Here is a 20,656-nt window from a genome sequence, read left to right as displayed (position 1 = left end):
CTCCGAGACCCACCAACCCCAAGCCGCATAGCGACTGGGCCACAAAACGGGTCCCCCTCACGAATCCCCCGGCGGGGGAGCCGCGCTTGCCCAACCACTCCGAACGACCCTCTTGGGTATCGACTAGTTCGATTAACACGATGAAACATCAAACTCGTGAGCTTGCCCGGCGGCATCGAAATCCGTTGATGTGAACCGTATTAGAAATCGCACTGTACACTTCGTGATAGGTGACATCACGAAAGCTGTTGTCGCACCGATAGTTAGGGAACTTAGCCTGGTTTACTGGTAGCCCTCCATATTCGATCCCGCCGTATTCCGCCCCGTACGGGCACGCAGGGGAGTGGGGTGGGCGTGGTTAGCCGCGCAGTTCATGGGAGACCGCACCAGGCAACAGGCCCAAAGAGGCCGTAGTGTCCGGCAGGCCGACGTTCAGCTGGCGGGGCAGCGACCACTTTTCCGGCGTACTTCTGCCGGCCGGCATCCAGGGCACCGGCAATGCGTTCACGTTCGAAGGACTCGAGATATTCGCCTTCTCGCGGTGAGCAGGTGAATCACCTCAACGCGGTCTATGACCTAGCCACCCTCAGCAAGCAGACCGGCATTCACCACGCCACCAGGTCGCACACGTGACGTCGCACTCAGCGCAAGAATCTAGCCGAGAATAAAAAGTGTGGTGCTCTGTGCTTTAGCCCTGGTCGCGCCGATGGAATGCAGTCGACGAGCTATTAGATCCCGCGCTCGCGCGCTGACCTGACGAAGGAGCAACTGCACCCTTGAGAGGCTTGGTGCGGTGCGTGCTGACGAGACTGCGGTGTCACGCCGATCCGGCCAGCTCGCGGGCTTTCAGAGCGACGCTGCCCCGCCGAGGGCGCCCTGCAGGGGGGCCGTAGTCAGGCATTTGGCGAGAATGCTCGTGAATGGACGCACGCGTTCGCAGACATGCGCCGCGGCGTCGATGTCGCCCGAGAGGTCGCTCGATGGTTCAATGCAGCCGCTGTGGCCAGTCGGGGGGGACCCGCCCGGCGGGTCCCGGCGTTGGCTGATCCAGTGGGTGATGTTGGGGCGGCGCAAGCCGCGGCCCGTCGTAGAGCTGCTGGTCGCGGTAGTCGTAGAACCAATCTTCTCCCGGTTCGAAACTGGTGATCAGCGGATGCCCGGTGGCTTCGGCGTGGGCGGTAGCGTGCTGGCCCGGCGAATTGTCGCAGCAGCCGATGTGGCCGCATTGGGCGCATCGACGGAGGTGAAACCACCATCCTTGATGTCGCTCGCATTCGAGGCACCCTGTGCCGCTGGGCGCGACGGTGATGTCGATGCCTGCCTGTTCGGTCATCCATCTCATGCAACGCGCCCCCGGGAGCTATCGCAATCGATCAACCTGACAAACATCGCGATGGCAGGAAGTTGAGCGGGCCTACAGTGAGCCCATGTCCCTTGACGGGCCAGAGCGCACGCCGGAGGAAACGCCGGACAGTCATGAGGCATTTCCTCGTCTGAGCACCGATCAGCTGGACGTGCTCGAGGGCTGGGGTGAACGACGATCCACGGAGGTGGGCGACGTTCTTTACCGAGTAGGCGAGGGTGTCGGCGAGGTCTTTGTCGTGCTGAGCGGTCGCGTGGGCATCGTTGCGAGCGACCTCGATGGTGAGCGGCTGATTCAGGTGCACGGGCAAGGACGGTTGCTCGGCGAGTTGGGGATGCTGCAGGGGCAGCCGGCTCTGTTCGGCGCACGAGTGGTGCAGGCCGGAGAGATCGTGGCGGTGCCGTCTGGGCAACTCGGCGATGTCGCACGGCAGGATTCAGTCCTGGGGGAGACGATCCTGCGGGCCTACTTGATCCGCCGTTCGCACCTGATCGACGGCGGTGCAGGGATGCGTATCGCCGGATCGGGCTATGCCCCCGATACCCGTCGACTGCTGGAATTCGCTACACGAAATCGCTTGCCACACAAATGGATCGACCTGGAGAAAGATCCAGACGCCGACGCCTTTCTGCACAGAATGAATGTGGCGGCAAAGGACACCCCCGTCGTCGTCCTCGGTCGTGGAAAGTTGTTGCGTAACCCGTCTAATTCCGTGCTTGCGACCGAATTGGGGTTACGTACATCGCTCACCGACGCCACGGTCTGCGACCTGTTGGTCGTCGGGGCGGGGCCCGCCGGGCTGGCCGCCAGCGTGTACGGGGCGTCGGACGGTCTCGAGGTCACCACCGTGGATGCGATGGCCGTCGGGGGTCAGGCCAGTACGACCTCCCGGATCGAGAACTATCTCGGTTTTCCCGCCGGTATTTCCGGAGCAGAGCTGACCGAACGTGCGGGCGTGCAGGCGGCCAGATTCGGCGCCCGGGTGATAGTGCCCGCGGCGGTCACGGCGCTGACCTCTGCCGGGGATCACTTTCGAACCGAACTCGACGGTCACGACCAGGTGCGTGCCCGCGCGCTAATCGTGGCGTCGGGAGCCCGCTACCGGCGTCTCGACGTGCCCGGATTGGCCCGTTTCGAGACCGCGAACGTATATTACGAAGCCACCGTCAGCGAGCGCCACGCGTGCGGCGTCGAACCGGTGGCGGTGATTGGCGGAGGCAATTCGGCCGGCCAGGCAGCTGTATTTCTCGCCGATACTGCACGCGTCGTATACCTGCTGGTGCGGGACCCGAACTTGGGCGCCAAGATGTCTCGCTATCTGGCGGATCAGATTGTGAGCGACCGCCGCATCAAGGTCATGACCCACACGCAAATTCGCGAACTACACGGCGACGCGTATCTGACGTCGATTGAGGTGGAAGACACCGTGAACGGGGCGCGCACGGACCTCATTGTGCGGGCCCTGTTCGTCTTTATCGGTGCGCAGCCGCAGTCGGCATGGCTTACCGGTGTAGTCGAGCTCGACGAGCACGGATTCGTGTTGACCGGCTCAGATCTGGACACCGAAACGGACGGGGTGCTACCGGTTCATCATCGGGCCATCCTGGAGACTAGTGAGCCGGGAATTTTTGCGGCAGGCGACGTGCGCCGCGGGGCAACCAGACGAGTTGCTGCGGCAATGGGGGAGGGCGCCATCGCGGTGGCGTTGGTCAATCAATATCTCGCGAACATCGGGCACGCCGTCAGACACCCGTAACTGACCCCGCCAACCCGGCACATGATAATCAGCCGGCCGCACCGCCCGGGGTACGGACGATGTTGATGCCGGCAGTTCGAACAATCACGCGATGACCGCCCACTACCGGCTACGACACAGCGCCCATCAGCGGAATTTCGTTGGCCTTGCCGTCAGCTGCTCGCTACCTTCAATTGCCAAGAAGCCAAGTCGAATTGGTATCCGGAACGACGTCAGCTCAAGCGTTTCCGTGTGACCCTTGAGCGTTGCGTCGCACCCTAGTGCGGCGCTCAGTCCCCCGGCGGGGGAGCGGCGCCGTTGGCCGGCGCCCGGCGAAGGCCGTCCGGTATCACCCACTGTCCAGCCCACATTGAGCTGATTTATCAGATGCATCATTGCTCCCTGGCATGAATCAAAGAGCGCCCGCGGATGCTTTGCGCGACTGCGGGACCGTCGGGGATCACCGGAGCGACGCGTCCAACTAACGGATCAGTTCGGGATGGCCTTTTTGGTGAAGGTAGCGAATCGTCGGGCGGCCGGTGAGATGTCGCGCTTACGGGCCCAAGCCAGCCCGACGCGGCTTTTTGCCTGCGGATTCGACAGGGGGATGTAGGACGCCATCGGTTCGGCACGATTCGGGGGCGGTGTGGGCACTACCGCGACCCCCAGACCGGCGGCGACCAGTCCCTCCATGGTTGGGAGCCAGGTTGCTTCGAACGCAATCGGCGGGCTGATGCCCTCGGCCGCCCACAATTCGTGGGTGACGGCGCGCAGCATGAATGGGTCTGTCGCGATAATGAAGGATTCGTCGGCGGCCTCGGCGAGGCTAATCCTGCGCCGGTGGGCGAACGGATGGTCATGAGGCACTGCAAGGCATAAGCGCAAGGTGGTGAGCGTGTGCCAGCCGAATTGATCCCCGTCCGGACGCGGGCCGGTGATGGCGAGGTCAACTTCCCCAGTCTCGAGAAGATCGGCGACTTCGTGACCTGCGCCCTCGCGGAGATCGAACTGAACCCGGGGCGCTTCGCTGCGGAATCGGCGCAGCAGGTCCGGAACCAACCAGCTGGCCACTGAGCGCACAAACGCCAGTCGCACGGTGCCGCTGTCGGGATCGCGTAGGGCCGCGATTCGCTCACTGGCCCCGCGCATTTCGGCGAGGCCCCGGCGTGAATGCTCCAGCATGATGCGCCCGCAGGCGTTGAGCTGTATCCGACGGTGGAGCCGATCGAACAGCGGTGCGCCGACTTGGCGTTCGAGACGCGCCAACGCTCGCGACAGCGTGGGTTGGCTGATGTTGAGTTTGGCTGCAGCATCGGTCATGTGACCGGTTTCGGCCAGCACCACGAACCAGCGCATCTCGTCGATGTACATCTGTCAAATGATACGTCAGATGAATTGAACTTCGACAAAATCGCATTTTACGCATCCAACCGCGTGTGGTTGTGTGGGAGATGAAAGTCCACCAGCCTTCGGGAGAAGCAAGCATGCGCGACATCAAACTCGGGTCAACCGGTCTGGATATCTCACCGATTGCGCTGGGCGCCATGACCTATGGCGAGCCTGGGCGCGGATACCCGGCCTGGTCACTCCGCGAAGAGGACAGCCACCCGCTAATCAAGCACGCGCTGGAGGCCGGCATCTTCGACACCGCCGACATGTATTCCCTGCTCAAGGATTACGCCAAAGGGTCCATACACCGCGCGCTGTGACCTCCGGGGCATCAACGACGACCTGGCCGGTCTGCAGCGCGCGAGAGTCCAGTAGCCAGGCCTGCATGAGAAGGGAACCGCGATGCGTTTCATGCGTGCGATGCTGATCATCATCGGCGTCATCCAAATCCTCTTTGGGACATTGCTTCTCGTGGCGCCAGACGCGTTCCCGGCAGTGTTTCACCTCCAGCCTGCCGCTCCTGGCTGGGTGAACTGGATTCTGGCGATGTCGGCAGCCAGATTCGTCGGCTACGGCATCGGCATGTTCGTCGCGGCACGGGCCCCGTGGCCCAATCGGCTCTGGATCGACACCATGATCGCCATCCAGGCCGTCGATTTCATCGCCACCGCAGTCTATTTGGCCAACGGTGTCCTGCCAGCCGGGCACGTCGGCTCCGCCGTCGTGCCTCCATTGTTGTGGATCGCCGTGCTGGGCTGGGCCCGCCGCCGGGCACAGCCGAGGTCGTCAGCCGAGCCATCGAGAACGACGGAGCGCGTCTGATGCGCGGGTCCGATCAGAGGCTGCGGATCACGACCGCGTTCTCCTGGCGGTTCGTGACACCCCTGCTGGCAGGTTCGGCGCTCAACCCGATCAACAGCTCCCTGATCGCCACCGCGCTGGTGCCGATCGCCGCCGCGCTGCAGGTGTCGCTGGGGCGCATAGCGGTCCTGGTCTCCGCGCTTTACCTGACGACCGCGATCGCCCAGCCGACCGCCGGGAAACTGTCGGAGGAATTCGGGCCGCGGCGGGTCTTCCTGGCCGGGATTCTCGCCGTACTGGTTGGTGGGGTGGTGGGCGGACTGGGCCTCGATCTGAGCGCTCTGGTGGTGGCGCGGGTTCTGATCGGTATGGGAACAGCTACCGCCTATCCGTCTGCGATGCTGCTCGTGCGCCGCCGCGCCGAACAGGCCGGGATGGAGGAGCCGCCCGCCAGCGTGCTGGGAGGCCTGGTGCTGGCCGGGACGGTGACGGTGGCCGCCGGGTTTCCCCTCGGTGGCGTGCTTGTCGACGCCTGGGGGTGGCGGACCGCATTCCTGGTCAACATCCCGCTCGCGGTCGTGGCCGTAGTGCTTGCCTTCAGGTGGATCCCGCGCGACCCGGCGATCGCTGAACCCGTCACCGTTCGCGCCGTTGCGACGCGCATCGACCTGGCGGGGATCGCCGGTTTCGCCGTGGCGATGGCGGCGCTGCTGGTGTTTCTGATGTCGATGCCGCGCCCGGACTGGGTCGCGCTCGGCCTGGCCGTCCTGGCCGGGGCGGCACTGATGTGGTGGGAGATGCGGTGCAGGCGCCCGTTCTTCGATGTCCGCCTGCTGGCCGCGAATCCGGCGTTGACGCTGACCTATATGCGATACGCGCTGACCACCTTGTGCGTATACACCGTGTTTTACGGCATCACCCAGTGGGTTCAGGCCGGCAGGGGAGCCTCCGCCCGAGAGGCCGGCCTGCTGCTACTACCCATGACCGGGCTCGCCGTTGTGCTCGTCCCACTGATCTCGCGGCGTCAGCTGGTACGCATGCCGCTGATCGCCGCGGCCGTCTCCTGTCTGGTGGCATCGGTTGGGGTACTTTTTCTCACCACCAGCACCCCGATCGCCGGCATCGTGATTGTCACCCTGGTGTTCGGAATCACCCTCAGCACCACCAGCATTGGGAATCAAACCGCCCTTTACAACCAGGTCACGGCCAATCAGATCGGCACAGCCGCCGGCCTGCTCCGATCCTTCGGTTACCTGGGGTCGATCGCCTCCGCTGCGGTGATCTCCGTGGTGTTCCATACCAGTGCCGATGACCGCGGCCTACACGTGATCGGCTGGGTCATGGTCGCGGTCAGCGCAGCGGGGCTGCTCGCATTGTTGACCGATCGAAGCATCCTCCGGCGCGACGTTGGCATGCGTTCACCCAGTCCCGCGCAATGAACTCGGCATCACCCGATGTCGTTCACCTGACCGCCTACAAAACGAAAAAGGAGTTAAACCATGACGACCGATCGACCGATCCGAATTGCGGTCCACCTACAGCTGCAGCACGCCGACTATGACGCGATCCGTCGTGCCGCTCAGGAAGCCGAAAACATCGGCGTGGATATCGTTTTCAACTATGACCACTTCTTTCCACTCTCCGGCGACCCGGACGGCAAGGTCTTCGAATGCTGGACGGTGTTGGGCGCCTGGGCCGAATCCACCAGCCGCGTCGAAATCGGCGCCCTGGTGACCTGCAACGCCTACCGCAACCCAGACCTGCTGGCCGACATGGCCCGTACTGTCGACAACATCAGCGGCGGCCGGCTCATCCTCGGTATCGGATCAGGCTGGTGGCAGAAGGACTTCGACGAATACGGCTATACCTTCGGCACCGCGGGCCAACGGCTCGACGCCCTGGCCGCCAGCCTGCCGCGAATCGAGCACCGGCTGGCCCGACTCAATCCGCCACCGACCCGCAAGATTCCCGTGCTGATCGGCGGCGGAGGCGAAAAGAAGACCCTGCCGATCGTCGCGGAGCACGCCGATATCTGGCACGCATTCGGCGACCAGGCCACCCTGCGGCGCAAGATCGACGTGCTCGAAACCCAGTGCCGGGCCATCGGACGCGACCCCGACGAGATCGAACGTTCCGGTCTCATCGTGCCGTGCCCGGCAGTCCCGGCCGAGGAAGCTGCTGGCTACGCCACGCCGGACGAACTGCGCGAACTCGGCTACACGCTGTTCACCTGGACCATCGGCGGACCGAACTACGACCTCGAGCCCCTGCGGGAGTGGATCGATTGGCGCGACAAACACAACGGCTGACACTTCACCGTTGCGCCACAACGGACCTGGAAGAGAGGGCCCTTCCCGCACCTGAAAATGGACACGAGCGCTGGACATCGTCGACGCGCAAGTACACGCCAATATGCTCGGCACCGAGGTGACACTCGCGATCATGGATGCGCTTGGTGTCCAGGGCGTGCTATTCGACGAGTATCAGAGAACCGATGGGGACGGGGCGGCCCAACCCGGATATCGGCCCAGCCGATGAGTCCGTTGGCCTCGTCGATTCGTCGGCGCCGGGCACGAGGGGGCCGGAATCAGGTCGACGGACATTTTCTCCAGGGCCACTCTGTGTCGACCGCGACAGTCACCTTCGAAATCGCTTAATCACCAGAAGCTTTGCGATGCTGGCCGCTGCGCCGCCAGTTCCACCGATATAGGCTTTCACCATCTGCGCGATCGACGGCTCGTCGCGGGGGGGTAGGGAAGCTAGCCAGCGCGCGGCGTCGTCTCGATGCACATTGTCGTAGACCTGCACGGGACAGGGCATCCACGTGGCGATGCTCCGTCCTGGGTCTCGAATCCAGTCGATGTCCGTGACGAGCGCGCAACCGTCAAGCAAGGGAAGGTAGCGCGCACCGAGCCTACTGTCCGCCCAGAGAGCGCCGGGTGTGAGGCTATTGAAGCCCGGCCCGATCTGGTAGACCAGCCGCAACCGCTGGCCGCCTTGCCGGAGCCGATCGACTAACGGCGCGAAGACTCGGTCGTAGTCGTCGGATGTGACAGTTCCTCGCGCTTCGAGACCGTGCACGCCATCAGGAAGACCAGACATCTGCATAAGCACGAGTCCAGTTAAACAACGCACCAGTGCTTGTCAAGGTTCGCTCAAGGTACGCGGATCGGTCTCCGGTCTAGTGTCCACGATTACCGGTACTCCACCATTCAGCCACGCTGCGTGGAGTTCGATGATCTTGATCCGGCTGGGTAATCCTTGCACTCCGCATACCACGTCGGCACGACGGGGCGGAGGACCGATTGATTCATCTGATGCAATATGCGGTATTTAACCTGACAAGCTGCATATTCGATTTCCGCGTATTCGCCCCAGTCTTGGCCGCAACAGGGGCAGCTGTCTTACAATTTGTAGTACACTACGTTTGTGGCTGACACCATCACCTTCCGACCCGATGAGGATGCATCTCGGGCGCTTGCTGTCTTAACCAGGGACGGGACACCAATATCTGCGGCGGTTCGGGCGGCCCTCATCGACGCCGCGCGCCGTAAGGCTGCCGCGGCGATTCGCGCTGAGGCGGAGGAGCTCGTCGGTGACGAGGCAGACCGCGCCGAGGCCATGCAGGTGCTTCGCGACATGGAGACGCTGCGTGCGTGGTGAGGTCTTCCGGCTCCAAGCTCCACGTCGCAGCCGCGGCCACGAGCAGTCCGGTTCGCGATATACCGTCGTGGTCCAATCCGACCAGCTGCCACTATCGACATGGCTGGTAGCGCCGACATCCACCTCAGCCCGGGCCGCAAGCTTTCGGCCCGAGGTCGAGATCGCCGGCCGCGTCACGCGGGTGCTGGCTGAACAAACTGCGGCGATCGATCCCGGTCGACTCGGCAATAGCGTGGGTTATCTGAGCCTCGAAGAGATGCGCCGCATAGATGCAGCCCTGCGGGTCGTGCTGGACCTGTAGCAGGTCAACATCACTTTGTGCACAAAGCCGTTGGCGCACACGGTAATAGGGCTGAGGTTCACCGTTGCAATATGCGGTGGTTTACTGGTAGCCCTCCATATTCGATTCCTGCATATTCTCGCTGTCCGCCCCATCGGCTGCTGTAGCAGGGAGTTGCCTCCTGGACGACCGTCTGGGCTGACTCATCAGATGAAAACGCAGTAGTTAACCTGACATAATGTGGCTTATCGGCACAAACCTACTACGGGTTACGCTGTGGCCCCAGTGTCTTTCCGATCGAGTGTCTTTCCGTTCGACGTTGTCGCTTCGCGACGCATCTTCGTTTCTCTTACGCCTGTTCGCGACGAACGCCGTCGGCGTGCCGGACGGCGCCTCGACGACAAGAACGTGGAGCCAGCAATCGACCACCCCTTCGCCCCTCCGGGGGCGGTACGTCCCCAATACGTCACTGTGACGTATTGGCTTGTGGCGCAGGGGCTATTGACGACCGACGCTGACTTTGTCCGCTATGGCCGGCGGCCGAGCGCGTTATGGCTGGGGGTCGGGACAGGGCGGCTTAGGCCCCCGCGGCGCGGCGTGTTGCTGCCAGGACTGGATTGTCCGGCTCGTCGGCCCAGGCGATCTCGAAGTAGTTGCCCTCCGGGTCGCAGAGATACGCCGAGCGGCCGGTGAAGAACTCCGCGTCGACTGGCTCTTTGGTCACGCGGGCGCCGGCGTGGCGCAGTTGTTCTGTCAGCCGGTCGACCTCGTCAGGGGTGTCGACCATCATTCCGATGGTGAAACGGATGCCGCCGGTGCCGAGCTCGGGTTCGGCGTTTCCGTCGCGGGCGAGCTGGTTGATGGGAAACAGCGCGAGGACGATGCCGCGAAGTTCGAACGCCGCGAATTGGCCGTCGTCGACGATCTGCGGCCAGCCGAGGTTGCGATAGAAGTCGCGGAGGCTGGAGAAATCGCGCGCGCCGAGGGTGATGAGATTGGCGAGGGGTGCCGAGGTCTTCATGGCCGAAGTATGGGCCGAGCGGGCGGCGTCGGAGTCGAAACGGCCGGTTGAGACGACTCCGACCGCCCGGTCGCGCCGCCCGCAACCCTGATCATTTTGCTGCGTGCGGAAGGGTCCTGTCGGCACACGTCAGTAGCGATCGAGCTCGATCAACCGCTCGTCGCTGATCCCGAAGTGATGCGCGATCTCGTGGAGCACGACGTGCCTGACCTCGCGGCGTAGACGATCCGCGTCGCCCGCCGCGAGTCGCGTGATCGGGCCGCCGAAGATACTGATCTTGTCGGGAAGCACTCCGCTGTACGTGCTGGTCCTTCGCGGCAGGGGTACGCCGCGGTACAGGCCGAGCAGCGGCTGCCCGTCGGGAGGCTCGTCCTCGACGATGATTTCGACGTTGCTCATCGCCGCACGGAGATCGTCCGGTAGCGAGCTCAGCGCGTCGTCAATCGCCGCTTCGAACGGATCATTGAGACCCGGCCCCGAACGCGCATCCATCTCCGCAATGGTGCCAGATTGAACAACGAGCGTGCCATCGACATTCATGAGGGCGACAAGGTTAACGACAAGGCGTTGAAGGCGCTCATTCGCGCCGCGGTCGCCCTGAATACGTCCTAGGAAGCCCACCGCTGTGCACGAGCAATTCGTCACAGTGACGCTTCTCCCCTAACCCAGCCGGCTACGAGATACTCTGGCGCCGACGAAGTTTCACCGCTATCAACGCAGTCAGGCGGCTTCTTCGATCTCGTCTTCTTCGTCGGAGTGCTGGACGTAGGCCGTTGCTCGCACCGCCTCATCGGGTTCCAGTGCCGCGCCTAAGGCGCCGCCGATCATCGCTAACGAGGAAGTCAGCCATCGGCAGGCAAGGCGGTATCGGCGAGATCACTGGCCAATGAAAAAGCTGCTCCCGGAGCACCGACGAGACCCAGCACAATATGTGGATCCGGTTCGGTATGGACGGATCAGTTGCAGGCGCCCTGCGTAAATCGTCACATCCCCAGGGTTGTCGCGCTCACCCGGAGGACTTGGGGCGCGGTGGCAAGACCGCGAGCCACGAATCCGGGAGCAGTTCCAGCAGCTGGCCATCTGGGTCGCGAATCATCGCTGATTGGTCGGAAACGGTGCTCTCGACCACCGATCCCCCGTAGCTCTCCACCGTCGCCAAAACGTCGGCCAGATCCGAAACCGATAGCGACAGATGGGTGAGCCCTAGTTGGTCCATGACACGATTCGGCCCGGCGCGCAGGGCCCGATGCGAATAAGCCAGCAGCTCAAGCACCAAGCCGTCGCGGATGAGGTATGTCGCTCGCACACCGAGCGGCTTGTTCAGTTGCAGCAGTTTGTCGGTGCCCTCGTCGGGCGGTTCGAGTTCCCACCAGAATTCGAATCCGAGCAGGCCCTCGTAGAAGTGACGCGACCGGGTGGTGTCGCTGACACACAGACCTACGTGGTTGAAAACAGTTCGGTGACTGACCATTACAGGCTCCAGCGCGTAAGCGGCTAAACTTACAAAGATAGCGCGATAAGCTGCTAGTTTCGCGACGTTGGAGGGTCCTCGATGGGTGAAAACACCGGGCGTTCCGATGTCGACGCCGACGTCGTTGTGGATTTCGATCATCATTCCGATGAGTTCAACCTCAACGAACTGGCCATCAACGCCGAGCTGCGCCAAAAGTGTCCGGTGGCGTGGAATGAGAACTACGGCGGATTCTGGTTCCTCACCAGCTACGACGCGGTAACCCAAGCCGCGCGAGACGGCGAGGTGTTCGCGCACAAATACGAGCCGAATGCCGCCGACGGCGTTGACTACCAAGGGGAGATGGGCGTGCCACGGCCCGAAGGCCAACCGGCCCTCGGCATCGGCGAAGTCGACGGTCCTTACCACCAGGCCTTAAGGCATGCCCTGGCTCCGTTCTTCTCACCGGGCGCCGTGCAAAAGATGCAGCCGTTCATGCAGCAATCAGCGCACTGGTTCCTCGATCAACGCATCGGCGACGGCCAGATGGACCTCGTGCTCGACTATGCCAGCCCCGTTCCGGCGATCCTCACCATGAAGTTGATGGGCCTGCCCTACGAGAACTGGCAGACGTACGCGAACCTGTTCCACTCCGTAATGGCCGTCTCGCAGGACAGCCCCGAGTACACCAAAGCCATCGCTGAAGTCCCCGCCATGATGCACGGCGTTCTCGAGTTCGCAGCGGCCAGGCGGGCCGAGGCCCGCGACGACCTGACCAGCTTTCTCATCCAGTTCGAGTTCGACGGCCGACGGCTCGATGACGCACAGCTGCTCAACATTCTCTGGAACCTCATCGCCGGCGGCGTCGACACCACGACCTCACAGACCGCGCTGACCCTGCTACACCTGGGCACCCACCCCGAGTTGCGCCAACAGCTCATTGATCACCCCGAGCTCTATCGCACCGCGACAGATGAATTTCTGCGCTACTTCTCGGTCAACCAGCAGCTGAGCCGTACTGTAACTCGCGATATCGTCGTTGGCGGACAGCATCTTCGGCGCAACGACCGGGTTGTCATCAGCTGGCTGGCCGCCAATCACGACCAACAGGAATTCGAGCGACCTGACGAGATCGCCTTAGACCGTGCGCCCAACCGCCACGTCGCATTCGGGCTTGGACCGCATCGGTGCATCGGATCCCATCTGGCGCGCCTGATGTCTGCGGTGATGGTAAAGGCGGTACTCGAGCGCATTCCCGACTACCGGGTCGACCGCGGCGGAGTGCAGCAATACCTCGGCAACCCGAGCATGACCGGGCTGGGCAAGCTGCCGGTCACATTCACGCCGGGTGTAACACGTGGCACCTCACGGCCTTAACTGCTCACGGCAGCCGGCGACCGTCGACGGCGAAGAAATGCAGGTGCCCCGGCTGGGGATGCAGGCGCACCCGGCCGCCACGTGTTGGTGGATTTTGCCCGTCGGCGCGCGCGACGATGGGTTGACCGGAAATGTTGTCGGCCCCGCTGACTCGTCCATACAGGTAAGCGTCTGCGCCGAGTTCTTCGACAACGTCGATCTGCATCTCGATACCGCTGGCGCCGATCTCGAAGTGTTCCGGTCGGATGCCGACGATGATTTCTGCTGCGGCATTGCTGATCTCGCGCGGCAGTTGGATCGGCCAGTCGCCCAACGAAACCGAGTGGTCTACGACGGGAAGGGTGAAAAGATTCATCGCCGGCGAGCCGATGAACTCCGCGACAAACATGTTGACCGGACTTCGGTACAACTCCCTGGGCGCTGCACACTGTTGCAGCACACCGTCACGCAGGACCGCAACGCGATCGCCCATCGTCATCGCCTCAACCTGATCGTGGGTGACGTAAACGGTGGTGGTGCCCAATCGCCGCTGCAATCCGGCGATCTGGTTGCGGGTTTGCACTCGCAGCTTCGCGTCCAGGTTGGACAGCGGTTCGTCCATCAAGAACACTTGCGGTCGGCGCACTATCGCGCGCCCCATCGCCACCCGTTGGCGTTGTCCGCCGGACAGATCCTTGGGTTTGCGATCCAGATACGGCTCCAGGTCGAGTAGCCGCGCCGCATCCAGAATCCGTTCGCGGACCTCGGCTTTCGTGACTCTGGCGATCTTCAGCGCGAAACCTAAATTCTGCGCAACCGTCATGTGCGGGTACAGCGCATAATTTTGGAAGACCATCGCCACATCGCGGTCTTTGGGGTCGTCGTCGGTGACGTCTCGGGTGCCGATGCGGATACACCCGGAGTCCACTGCCTCTAACCCAGCGATCATCCGCAGTGAGGTCGTTTTGCCACACCCGGACGGTCCGACCAACACGACGAACTCGCCGTCACCCACGCTCAGATCCAGATGGTCAACTGCGGGCCGCGCTGTACCGGGGTAACGCCGCGTCGCTTCCTCGAAAGTCACCGATGCCATTTCACCCGCCAAGCCCGGTGACCGCGATACCGCGGATGAAAGCGCGTTGGGCAACCACGTAGACCAGAAGCAACGGAAGCAGGATGAGTATGGATGCGGCCATCAGCACCGGCCATCTGGCGACGTACTCGCCCTGCATCCGTACCAGCCCTAGCGTGAGCGTCGCGATGCTGCCACGCTGAATCATCAGCAGCGGCCAGAGAAAGTCGTTCCACACGTTGACCCAGGTGAGTACCGCCAGCACCATCACCGCGGGCTTCGCGTGCGGAAGCAGTATGCGCCAATAGATCTGCCACGGCGAGCAGCCGTCGAGGATCGCCGCTTCCTCAAGTTCTGCCGGCAGGGTGCGGAAGAACTGGCGCATGAGGTAGGTGCCGAACGCACTGCCGAACAACCCCGGCACGATCATCGCCCACGGCGTGTCGGTCAGCCCGGCGATGCGCATCAAAATGAACTGCGGAATCACGGTCACCGTCAGCGGCACCATCAAAGTACCCAGGTACAAGACGAACAAAGTGTCGCGGCCCCGAAACCGTAGGCGTGCGAAGGCATATCCGGCGAGCGAGCAGAAAAACACCTGGCCGATACTGACACAGCCGGCATACAGCACAGAGTTGAAAAGCATCCGCCAGAACGGCATTAGCGCGAACACCTCACGGTAGTTGGACCACAGCGGGTGCGATGGAAACAGCGTCGGCGTGGTTACCTCACCCTCATCTTTCAAGGAGCCTGATACCGCCCACAGGATCGGGAAGAGCGCACACCATGCGATACCGGTCAGCGCGGTGTACAACACAACGGCACGCACAATGCTGGGTTTGATCACTCGTTCGGCTACGCCCACGATCGTTCCTCCTGGGCTGCCCGACGACGGCCGAGCCGTAACTGCAGCACGGTCAATACCAGCAGGATGCCGAAAATCACCCACGCCAAGGCCGAGGCGTAACCGAACTCCAAGAAGGCGAACGCGTGCTGGAACAGCATGATCCCGAGTACGTAGGTTGCGGTCTCCGGCCCGCCATTGCGCCCAGTGAGCACATAGACGAGGTCAAATGCCTGGAACGCGTGGATGATCGAGATGACCACCACGAAAGACACGGCGCCGCGGATTAATGGCACGGTGATCGAAACGAACTGGCGTAATTCGCCTGCACCGTCGAGTTTGGCCGCCTCATAAAGGTCGTCGGGCACACCCTGCATGGCGGCCAACAGTATGACGGTCGCGAACGGCACGCTACGCCACACGCTGACCGTGCACAGCGAGAGCATCGCCCATTTTGGGTCGACCAGCCATGGGACGGGGCCGATCCCGATCCAGCCGAGCATGATGTTGAGCAGACCGTTGTTGGTATTGAAGACGAACTGCCAGACGACGGCCATCACCACCGATGACACAGCCAAGGGCAGAAATACAATTGTTCGAAAGACACTAATTCCCTTGATTTTCCGATTGAGTACACCGGCCACGGCGAGGCTGATAAGGATCGTAGGAACGACGGTGCCGAGGGTATAGACCACCGTGTTGCGCAGCGCGATGACAAACAGCGGGTCGTCGGCGAAGAGGCTGTGGTAGTTGGCCAAACCGACGAACTTGGCGGGCCTGAAGATATCCCAGTTCTGGAAGCTCATGTAGAGCGAGAAACCGAGCGGGAACACCATGAATACCGCGACCGCGGTCAGGTTGGGTGCGACGAACATGCGCCCGGCTCGGGCGCGTCGTTTGGAGGATCGGCGACGCCGGGTCACCGTGGCGGCGGTTTCATCGATGTGGGTCATGGGTTTCGAAGTACCTCGTCGACCGCATGTGACAGTCCGTTCGCCAACGATGTCGCCGGCCGCACGCCGCGCAGAACGGGGCCGATGTTGCGGTCCATCAACGCGGCAATCTTGGTCCACTCCGGGGTGATTGGCATGCCCTCGGAATGGGTGGGCCCACCGGTCAGCACAGCGAGATTGCCGATCCTGCCGTGGGCCTCGGCGAATTCGACGGACTCGAGCGCGGAGCGCAGAACCGGGACGAACAAGCGCGATTCACCAATTACCGCCTGTCCGACCGGGCCGGTGGCGAACTTCACGAACTCCCACGCCTGCTGTTTGCGGTGACTGCTCGCCGCGATGGCGAGCCCTGTTGTGCCGATGTTCGAGCGGGCGGTGCGCCCTTGCGGACCGGTCGGCAGCACGGTGATATCGAAGTCCAGGCCGGTGGCCCGGTCGACCGTCTGGTATCGCCAGTGTCCGCCCAGTGCCATGGCCGCCCGGCCCGAGATGAATAGATCCATCGTGGACATCGACTGGGTGTCCGACGAGGTGGGGGCGACCATGTGCTTGTGAGCCAGATCGGCGTAGAACTGCATCCCTTCCAGGAACGCCTCGTTGTCGAAGTTGAGGTGCCTGGGATTCATCCGCGGGGTAGACCACGGCACGCCATTGTTCACACCGAACAGCCCGGCTGCGTACGACGCGACCCAGGTGTCGACATATCCCCATTGACTGACCCTGCCCGATCGGTCGCGCTTGGTGAGCGCTTTAGCGGTGTCGAGGAACTCGCTGAAACTCCAAGGCTGTTCCCATCGCGCGGGCGGAGGGTGCACACCGGCCTCGGTGAACAGCTTCTTGTTGTAGAACAAATAGTTTCCCGACCACTGCTCTGGCAAGGCGTACTGACCGCCGTTGAACGTGAAAGTCTTGTACAGCGGCGCAATGCTGTCTGCCTTCAGCGCCGCAGCGAAAGTCTTGTCTTGGGCCAACATGCTGTTGAGGTCCTGCAGCACTCCCCGGTCGGCCAACCCGGCATAGGTCAAATCCCACGCCATCAGCACGTCCGGACATTTCCCGCCTGCGCAATAGATCGACATGTGCTGCAGGGCGTCTGGTCCGGACAACAGCGTGCGAACCTTGATATCGGGATGCTTGCGCTGGAAGGCATCGACAACGCGCAGTCGGGCGTCCGCCTCTTCCGGATTGGCGGCGAAGAAGAAGGTCAGTGCGTCGTCATCGGAGTTACACGCGGTCGGCCACAGCGCCACCGACGCCGCGCCAAGCGCGCCGGCGCCTCGTAAAAGCGTCCGACGATCAAAGTGCTTGTCGACACCGGGGCTAGTGATCGTAGCTCATCTCCATAGTCACTGTGTGGCTGGAAAGTAACGGATCCGGCGAATTTCGTTGCGGCGCCGGGCAACGTCGGCGAACATGACGCCCCGCCCTTGCGCCGAGCTGATCGATGCGGCGATCGTGCAGCCCGCGGCGATGAGCTTCGGCGCAGTGACGCCGGGACACCGCGCGACGAGGTCGGCGATGCTTGCGGCGCCGTGGTCGCCGAAAGTCATTGTGGCGTCGGATGACAGCATTTGCTGCGCGCCGGGCCTGTCCCCTGCGCCAACCGCGTTCACGAAGGTGTCGACCAACTTCTTGTGGCGGGAACCCACGCGACGGAAGCCGGCTGCGAACCCGGCGGTGCCGCGTAGCCGCTGGTTGCGGATCAGTCCTTGGGACAGTTGGATGGTGGCCGGCACGGCGGATGCGCCGTTGCGCAGGAATTGCAGCATCATGCTCGGCAGCTCCCAATAAGCGCGCAGCATCGCGATCTTCCATTCGCCGTTGACCTCGCGCAGGTCGTAACGAAGAAACGCCGGAATGGTCATGGTGACCGCCGCACCCATCACCACCTCGAGACCGAGATCGCGCACGACGGTCGGGCCGCGGACGACATCGAGGTCGCGATGAAAGGCAATGTCCCGCGGGCCGATGAAGGTGTCGTAGAAGCGGCTGATCTCTGCCGGTCCCACGTGCGGCCGCGAGCCCACCGGATCTTCGATGCACCCGTCGGTGGTGAACAACCCCACCCAGCCCGCGCGATCATGCGCTGCCGCCGCCTGCGGCGATCGCTCCACTGCGGCCAGCAGTGCCGACTCCATTTGCCCTGTCACGCGCTCGGGACTATCGCGACACCGGCAGCCTGCAGGGCATTGATCGCCGCGGCGGTCGACTCCTCCCCCACACCTGCTGTCAGATCCAGCAGCACCCGAGTAGCCAAACCGGCCTGCAAGGCGTCTTCGGCGGTAGCGCGCACGCAGTGGTCGGTGGCAATGCCCACGACGTCAACCTGGTCGACGTCGTGTTGGGTCAGCCAATCGGCCAGCGGGGTGCCGGACCCGTCGATTCCTTCAAACCCGCTATAGCCCGCGTCGTAGGCACCCTTACGAAACACTGCGTCGAACCGGTCGGAGTCGAGATCGGGATGAAATTGCGCGCCGGTGCTGCCGGCGAGGCAGTGCGGCGGCCACGACGACGAGTAATCGGGCCGGTCGGAGAAATGATCACCCGGGTCGATGTGGAAATCCTGGGTAGCCACCACGTGGCGGTAGTCAGCGCCGCCAGCCAGATATTCACTGATCGCGCTCGCCAGCGCGGCGCCGCCGGTCACGGCCAACGAGCCGCCCTCGCAGAAGTCGTTCTGGACGTCGACGACAATCAACGCGCGCATAGCACCCACGGTATCGCCGGTGGGCGGAGAACCTTAAGCGGCGGCGCGGCGGTGGTGCGGACGCTTCGCCCGGGTGTCGTACGACCACAGGTGCGCGCAGCTCGGGCACTGCAGATGCACCACCGCGGCATTGTTGCTCAGCAGGTATTGCCAATGGGTGTGGCAGTTGCGGCCGCTGCGGCAGTCGCCACACCTGGCGCCGTGATCACAGCTCGGGCAGGCCACCCAGGCGCGGCGGCTCTTGTCGGCGTCCGGATCAATCGGAAGCATGGTCCACCGCCCGGTCCGGCAGCACCCCAGCGCTCACCAAATTGTCGTAGAGACGCTGCTGCTCGGCGTCGAGATTCGAATAGAGCATGGCGTACGCCTTCTCCTCTTCGGCCAGCGCCTGAATCGGATCCCAATCCGCGCCGATGGCCTCCAGCACCGCAGTGCGCCGCCGGACCTCGTCGAGGGTCAGGTCATAGGCGAATTCCAGGTCAGTTGAGTTGTCCGGCATCAGCCACTCCCACGTCCACGTTCAGTGACAGGTTAGGCTGCCCTAAATTAGGTGGTTTATGCAATGACGGGCGTCACACTTCGCGGTTGATCTTCGTCACACCACATGCGCCCACATCAGCGCAGCTGTTCCGCTGGGTAGGATCGGTAAAGCCAACGTCAAGCCGGTGCGCGTTGCATCACCTAGATAGTCAAACTATAGTCCAGACACGTGTCCAGGCGATTCGCTGACGTCCTTCCCAAGCCTTTTCCCGTGACATCTGTCTGCACCACCAAACCGGGATGGATGTGAGTATGCGGATTGCCTTGCTGTCCTATCGCAGCAAAACGCACTGCGGCGGCCAGGGGGTTTACGTCCGTCACCTCAGCCGCGGACTCGTCGAACTGGGACACCACGTCGAGGTGTTCTCCGGACAGCCCTACCCCGAAGGTCTCGACCCCCGGGTCGTGCTAACCGAGGTACCCAGCCTCGACATGTATCGGGAGCCCGACCCATTCCGGATCCCACATCCCCGTGAAATCCGGGACCGCATCGACCTTCGCGAGCTGGCCACGGTATGGACCGCGGGCTTCCCTGAGCCACGGACCTTCAGCCTGCGGGCCGCCCGCCTGCTCGCCGGACGGCGAGATGACTTCGATGTGGTGCACGACAATCAGAGCCTGGGGATAGGCCTGCTCAAAATCGCGGCGACCGGCCTGCCGGTGGTGGCGACCGTCCATCATCCCATCACCCGTGACCGGGTGCTGGATCTCGCTGCGGCGCGGTGGTGGCGTAAACCGTTGGTACGCAGGTGGTATGGCTTTCTGGAGATGCAAGAACGCGTCGCGCGCAGCATTCCGGACTTGCTCACCGTCTCGTCGTCGTCGGCGACCGACATCACCGCGGACTTCGGGGTCGATCCAGACCAGCTGCACGTGGTGCCGCTCGGTGTTGACACCAACCTGTTCGCGCCGTCCACGCAGCCGCGAACTCCCGGTCGCGTCATCGCGATCGCCAGTGCAGACCGACCGCTCAAGGGCGTCGGGCATCTGTTGCAGGCGGTGGCCGAGCTCCGCACCGAACACGACCTGGAACTGCAGCTTGTCGCCAAGCTCGAACTGAACGGACCCACCGAGAAGTTGATCGCCGAACTCGGAATCTCCGATATCGTCCACATCTCCAGCGGACTCTCCGACGCCGCGTTGGCGCGGTTATTTGCCTCAGCTGAGATCGCTTGTATCCCCTCGCTTTACGAAGGCTTTTCGCTACCGGCGGTGGAAGCGATGGCCAGCGGAACGCCAATTGTGGCCAGCCGTGCCGGCGCACTGCCCGAGGTGCTCGGACCCGACGGCGACTGCGCCAGGCTGGTGCGGCCGGGCGACGCGGCCGAGCTGATCCGGGTGTTGGCCGAGCTGCTGGTCTCCCCCGACCAACTGCATCAACTCGGTGTAGCCGGTCGCCGCCGAGCCGTCGACGTATACAGCTGGGAATCGGTGGCTGCCCAGACCGCGCGCGTCTACGAACGCGCGATCAATCGGCAG

Annotated in this window: 23 protein-coding genes; 10 read left to right on the top strand and 13 right to left on the bottom strand. The window is 63.2% G+C overall.

From position 1 onward, the window contains the following. Positions 1-413: 413 nt before the first annotated feature. Positions 414-545 (top strand): hypothetical protein, encoded by a 132-nt coding sequence (locus WAN71_RS13430; RefSeq protein ID WP_422225801.1) that lies wholly within the window; start codon positions 414-416, stop codon positions 543-545. A 440-nt stretch (positions 546-985) separates the two neighbouring features. Here the strand turns inward: WAN71_RS13430 and WAN71_RS13425 are convergent, their stop codons facing one another. Next, on the bottom strand, positions 986-1,333 hold the full coding sequence (locus tag WAN71_RS13425) for a UBP-type zinc finger domain-containing protein (protein ID WP_422225800.1): 348 nt from the start codon (positions 1,331-1,333) through the stop codon (positions 986-988). Positions 1,334-1,427: 94 nt separating this feature from the next. Here WAN71_RS13425 and WAN71_RS13420 point away from each other — a divergent pair, with 94 nt between their 5' ends. Then, positions 1,428-3,119: an FAD-dependent oxidoreductase gene (locus tag WAN71_RS13420; RefSeq protein WP_422225799.1), complete on the top strand. Its 1,692-nt coding sequence runs from the start codon at positions 1,428-1,430 to the stop codon at positions 3,117-3,119. A 468-nt stretch (positions 3,120-3,587) separates the two neighbouring features. Here the strand turns inward: WAN71_RS13420 and WAN71_RS13415 are convergent, their stop codons facing one another. Beyond that, a complete protein-coding gene (locus tag WAN71_RS13415; RefSeq protein ID WP_422225798.1) occupies positions 3,588-4,469 on the bottom strand; it encodes a LysR family transcriptional regulator in 882 nt (293 codons plus the stop codon). 113 nt (positions 4,470-4,582) lie between these two features. Here WAN71_RS13415 and WAN71_RS13410 point away from each other — a divergent pair, with 113 nt between their 5' ends. The 4 genes from WAN71_RS13410 to WAN71_RS13395 all read left to right on the top strand — a co-directional run bounded on the left by WAN71_RS13410 (position 4,583) and on the right by WAN71_RS13395 (position 7,597). After that, positions 4,583-4,807 (top strand): hypothetical protein, encoded by a 225-nt coding sequence (locus WAN71_RS13410; RefSeq protein ID WP_422225797.1) that lies wholly within the window; start codon positions 4,583-4,585, stop codon positions 4,805-4,807. Between the two features lie 82 nt (positions 4,808-4,889). Next, on the top strand, positions 4,890-5,309 hold the full coding sequence (locus WAN71_RS13405; protein WP_422225796.1) for a hypothetical protein: 420 nt from the start codon (positions 4,890-4,892) through the stop codon (positions 5,307-5,309). Continuing rightward, on the top strand, positions 5,309-6,727 hold the full coding sequence (locus tag WAN71_RS13400) for an MFS transporter (protein WP_422225795.1): 1,419 nt from the start codon (positions 5,309-5,311) through the stop codon (positions 6,725-6,727). The genes WAN71_RS13405 and WAN71_RS13400 overlap by 1 nt, the downstream gene beginning before the upstream one ends. A gap of 60 nt (positions 6,728-6,787) precedes the next feature. Beyond that, a complete protein-coding gene (locus WAN71_RS13395) occupies positions 6,788-7,597 on the top strand; it encodes an LLM class F420-dependent oxidoreductase (RefSeq protein WP_422225794.1) in 810 nt (269 codons plus the stop codon). Between the two features lie 328 nt (positions 7,598-7,925). Here the strand turns inward: WAN71_RS13395 and WAN71_RS13390 are convergent, their stop codons facing one another. Further along, positions 7,926-8,396 carry an STAS/SEC14 domain-containing protein gene (locus WAN71_RS13390; RefSeq protein WP_422225793.1) on the bottom strand — a complete coding sequence of 157 codons (471 nt, stop codon included), beginning with the start codon at positions 8,394-8,396 and terminating at the stop codon, positions 7,926-7,928. Positions 8,397-8,717: 321 nt separating this feature from the next. Between WAN71_RS13390 and WAN71_RS13385 the strand changes: the two genes are divergently transcribed. Next, complete coding sequence (locus tag WAN71_RS13385) at positions 8,718-8,951, top strand: hypothetical protein (protein ID WP_422225792.1); 234 nt, start codon at positions 8,718-8,720, stop codon at positions 8,949-8,951. Continuing rightward, positions 8,941-9,252, top strand: a complete 312-nt coding sequence (locus WAN71_RS13380) for a type II toxin-antitoxin system PemK/MazF family toxin (protein ID WP_422225791.1) — start codon at positions 8,941-8,943, stop codon at positions 9,250-9,252. Before WAN71_RS13385 ends, WAN71_RS13380 begins: the two co-directional genes overlap by 11 nt. Positions 9,253-9,808: 556 nt before the next feature. Here the strand turns inward: WAN71_RS13380 and WAN71_RS13375 are convergent. The 3 genes from WAN71_RS13375 to WAN71_RS13365 form a co-directional block, all read right to left on the bottom strand. Further along, entirely contained in the window at positions 9,809-10,252 is a 444-nt protein-coding gene (locus tag WAN71_RS13375) for a VOC family protein (protein WP_422225790.1), read from the bottom strand. Between the two features lie 129 nt (positions 10,253-10,381). Then, positions 10,382-10,873: a metallopeptidase family protein gene (locus WAN71_RS13370; RefSeq protein WP_422225789.1), complete on the bottom strand. Its 492-nt coding sequence runs from the start codon at positions 10,871-10,873 to the stop codon at positions 10,382-10,384. 385 nt (positions 10,874-11,258) lie between these two features. Continuing rightward, a complete protein-coding gene (locus WAN71_RS13365; RefSeq protein WP_422225788.1) occupies positions 11,259-11,723 on the bottom strand; it encodes a VOC family protein in 465 nt (154 codons plus the stop codon). 81 nt (positions 11,724-11,804) lie between these two features. Here WAN71_RS13365 and WAN71_RS13360 point away from each other — a divergent pair, with 81 nt between their 5' ends. After that, positions 11,805-13,079 carry a cytochrome P450 gene (locus tag WAN71_RS13360; protein ID WP_422225787.1) on the top strand — a complete coding sequence of 425 codons (1,275 nt, stop codon included), beginning with the start codon at positions 11,805-11,807 and terminating at the stop codon, positions 13,077-13,079. A 4-nt stretch (positions 13,080-13,083) separates the two neighbouring features. Here the strand turns inward: WAN71_RS13360 and WAN71_RS13355 are convergent, their stop codons facing one another. From WAN71_RS13355 to WAN71_RS13325, 7 genes are all read right to left on the bottom strand, one after another. Continuing rightward, positions 13,084-14,154 (bottom strand): ABC transporter ATP-binding protein, encoded by a 1,071-nt coding sequence (locus tag WAN71_RS13355; RefSeq protein WP_422225786.1) that lies wholly within the window; start codon positions 14,152-14,154, stop codon positions 13,084-13,086. Between the two features lies 1 nt (position 14,155). After that, positions 14,156-14,998, bottom strand: a complete 843-nt coding sequence (locus WAN71_RS13350; RefSeq protein ID WP_422225785.1) for a carbohydrate ABC transporter permease — start codon at positions 14,996-14,998, stop codon at positions 14,156-14,158. Next, positions 14,989-15,900, bottom strand: coding sequence for a carbohydrate ABC transporter permease (locus tag WAN71_RS13345; protein WP_422225804.1), 912 nt, complete (start codon positions 15,898-15,900; stop codon positions 14,989-14,991). The genes WAN71_RS13350 and WAN71_RS13345 overlap by 10 nt, the downstream gene beginning before the upstream one ends. A 26-nt stretch (positions 15,901-15,926) precedes the next feature. Further along, entirely contained in the window at positions 15,927-17,258 is a 1,332-nt protein-coding gene (locus WAN71_RS13340) for an ABC transporter substrate-binding protein (RefSeq protein WP_422225803.1), read from the bottom strand. A gap of 18 nt (positions 17,259-17,276) precedes the next feature. After that, a complete protein-coding gene (locus tag WAN71_RS13335) occupies positions 17,277-18,068 on the bottom strand; it encodes a ketosteroid isomerase family protein (RefSeq protein WP_422225802.1) in 792 nt (263 codons plus the stop codon). Positions 18,069-18,076: 8 nt separating this feature from the next. Continuing rightward, on the bottom strand, positions 18,077-18,637 hold the full coding sequence (pncA, locus tag WAN71_RS13330) for a pyrazinamidase PncA (protein WP_422225784.1): 561 nt from the start codon (positions 18,635-18,637) through the stop codon (positions 18,077-18,079). A 256-nt stretch (positions 18,638-18,893) separates the two neighbouring features. Next, complete coding sequence (locus tag WAN71_RS13325) at positions 18,894-19,136, bottom strand: DUF6400 family protein (protein ID WP_422225783.1); 243 nt, start codon at positions 19,134-19,136, stop codon at positions 18,894-18,896. Between the two features lie 293 nt (positions 19,137-19,429). Between WAN71_RS13325 and WAN71_RS13320 the strand changes: the two genes are divergently transcribed. Further along, the coding region (locus WAN71_RS13320; RefSeq protein WP_422225782.1) for a glycosyltransferase family 4 protein at positions 19,430-20,656 on the top strand (1,227 nt) is incomplete at its 3' end.

Source organism: Mycobacterium sp. (genome assembly GCF_049280035.1).
Lineage (GTDB): Bacteria > Actinomycetota > Actinomycetes > Mycobacteriales > Mycobacteriaceae > Mycobacterium.
This window is presented reverse-complemented; position numbering and strand designations above follow the sequence as displayed.

Bases quoted from the DNA above. Each gene is read 5' to 3' on its own strand.
- WAN71_RS13365 (WP_422225788.1), bottom strand. From the start codon at position 11,723: ATGGTCAGTCACCGAACTGTTTTCAACCACGTAGGTCTGTGTGTCAGC.
- WAN71_RS13335 (WP_422225802.1), bottom strand. From the start codon at position 18,068: ATGGAGTCGGCACTGCTGGCCGCAGTGGAGCGATCGCCGCAGGCGGCG.
- pncA (WP_422225784.1), bottom strand. From the start codon at position 18,637: ATGCGCGCGTTGATTGTCGTCGACGTCCAGAACGACTTCTGCGAGGGC.
- WAN71_RS13375 (WP_422225790.1), bottom strand. From the start codon at position 10,252: ATGAAGACCTCGGCACCCCTCGCCAATCTCATCACCCTCGGCGCGCGC.
- WAN71_RS13390 (WP_422225793.1), bottom strand. From the start codon at position 8,396: ATGCAGATGTCTGGTCTTCCTGATGGCGTGCACGGTCTCGAAGCGCGA.
- WAN71_RS13405 (WP_422225796.1), top strand. From the start codon at position 4,890: ATGCGTTTCATGCGTGCGATGCTGATCATCATCGGCGTCATCCAAATC.
- WAN71_RS13360 (WP_422225787.1), top strand. From the start codon at position 11,805: ATGGGTGAAAACACCGGGCGTTCCGATGTCGACGCCGACGTCGTTGTG.
- WAN71_RS13425 (WP_422225800.1), bottom strand. From the start codon at position 1,333: ATGACCGAACAGGCAGGCATCGACATCACCGTCGCGCCCAGCGGCACA.
- WAN71_RS13410 (WP_422225797.1), top strand. From the start codon at position 4,583: ATGCGCGACATCAAACTCGGGTCAACCGGTCTGGATATCTCACCGATT.
- WAN71_RS13420 (WP_422225799.1), top strand. From the start codon at position 1,428: ATGTCCCTTGACGGGCCAGAGCGCACGCCGGAGGAAACGCCGGACAGT.
- WAN71_RS13325 (WP_422225783.1), bottom strand. From the start codon at position 19,136: ATGCCGGACAACTCAACTGACCTGGAATTCGCCTATGACCTGACCCTC.
- WAN71_RS13415 (WP_422225798.1), bottom strand. From the start codon at position 4,469: ATGTACATCGACGAGATGCGCTGGTTCGTGGTGCTGGCCGAAACCGGT.
- WAN71_RS13400 (WP_422225795.1), top strand. From the start codon at position 5,309: ATGCGCGGGTCCGATCAGAGGCTGCGGATCACGACCGCGTTCTCCTGG.
- WAN71_RS13355 (WP_422225786.1), bottom strand. From the start codon at position 14,154: ATGGCATCGGTGACTTTCGAGGAAGCGACGCGGCGTTACCCCGGTACA.
- WAN71_RS13395 (WP_422225794.1), top strand. From the start codon at position 6,788: ATGACGACCGATCGACCGATCCGAATTGCGGTCCACCTACAGCTGCAG.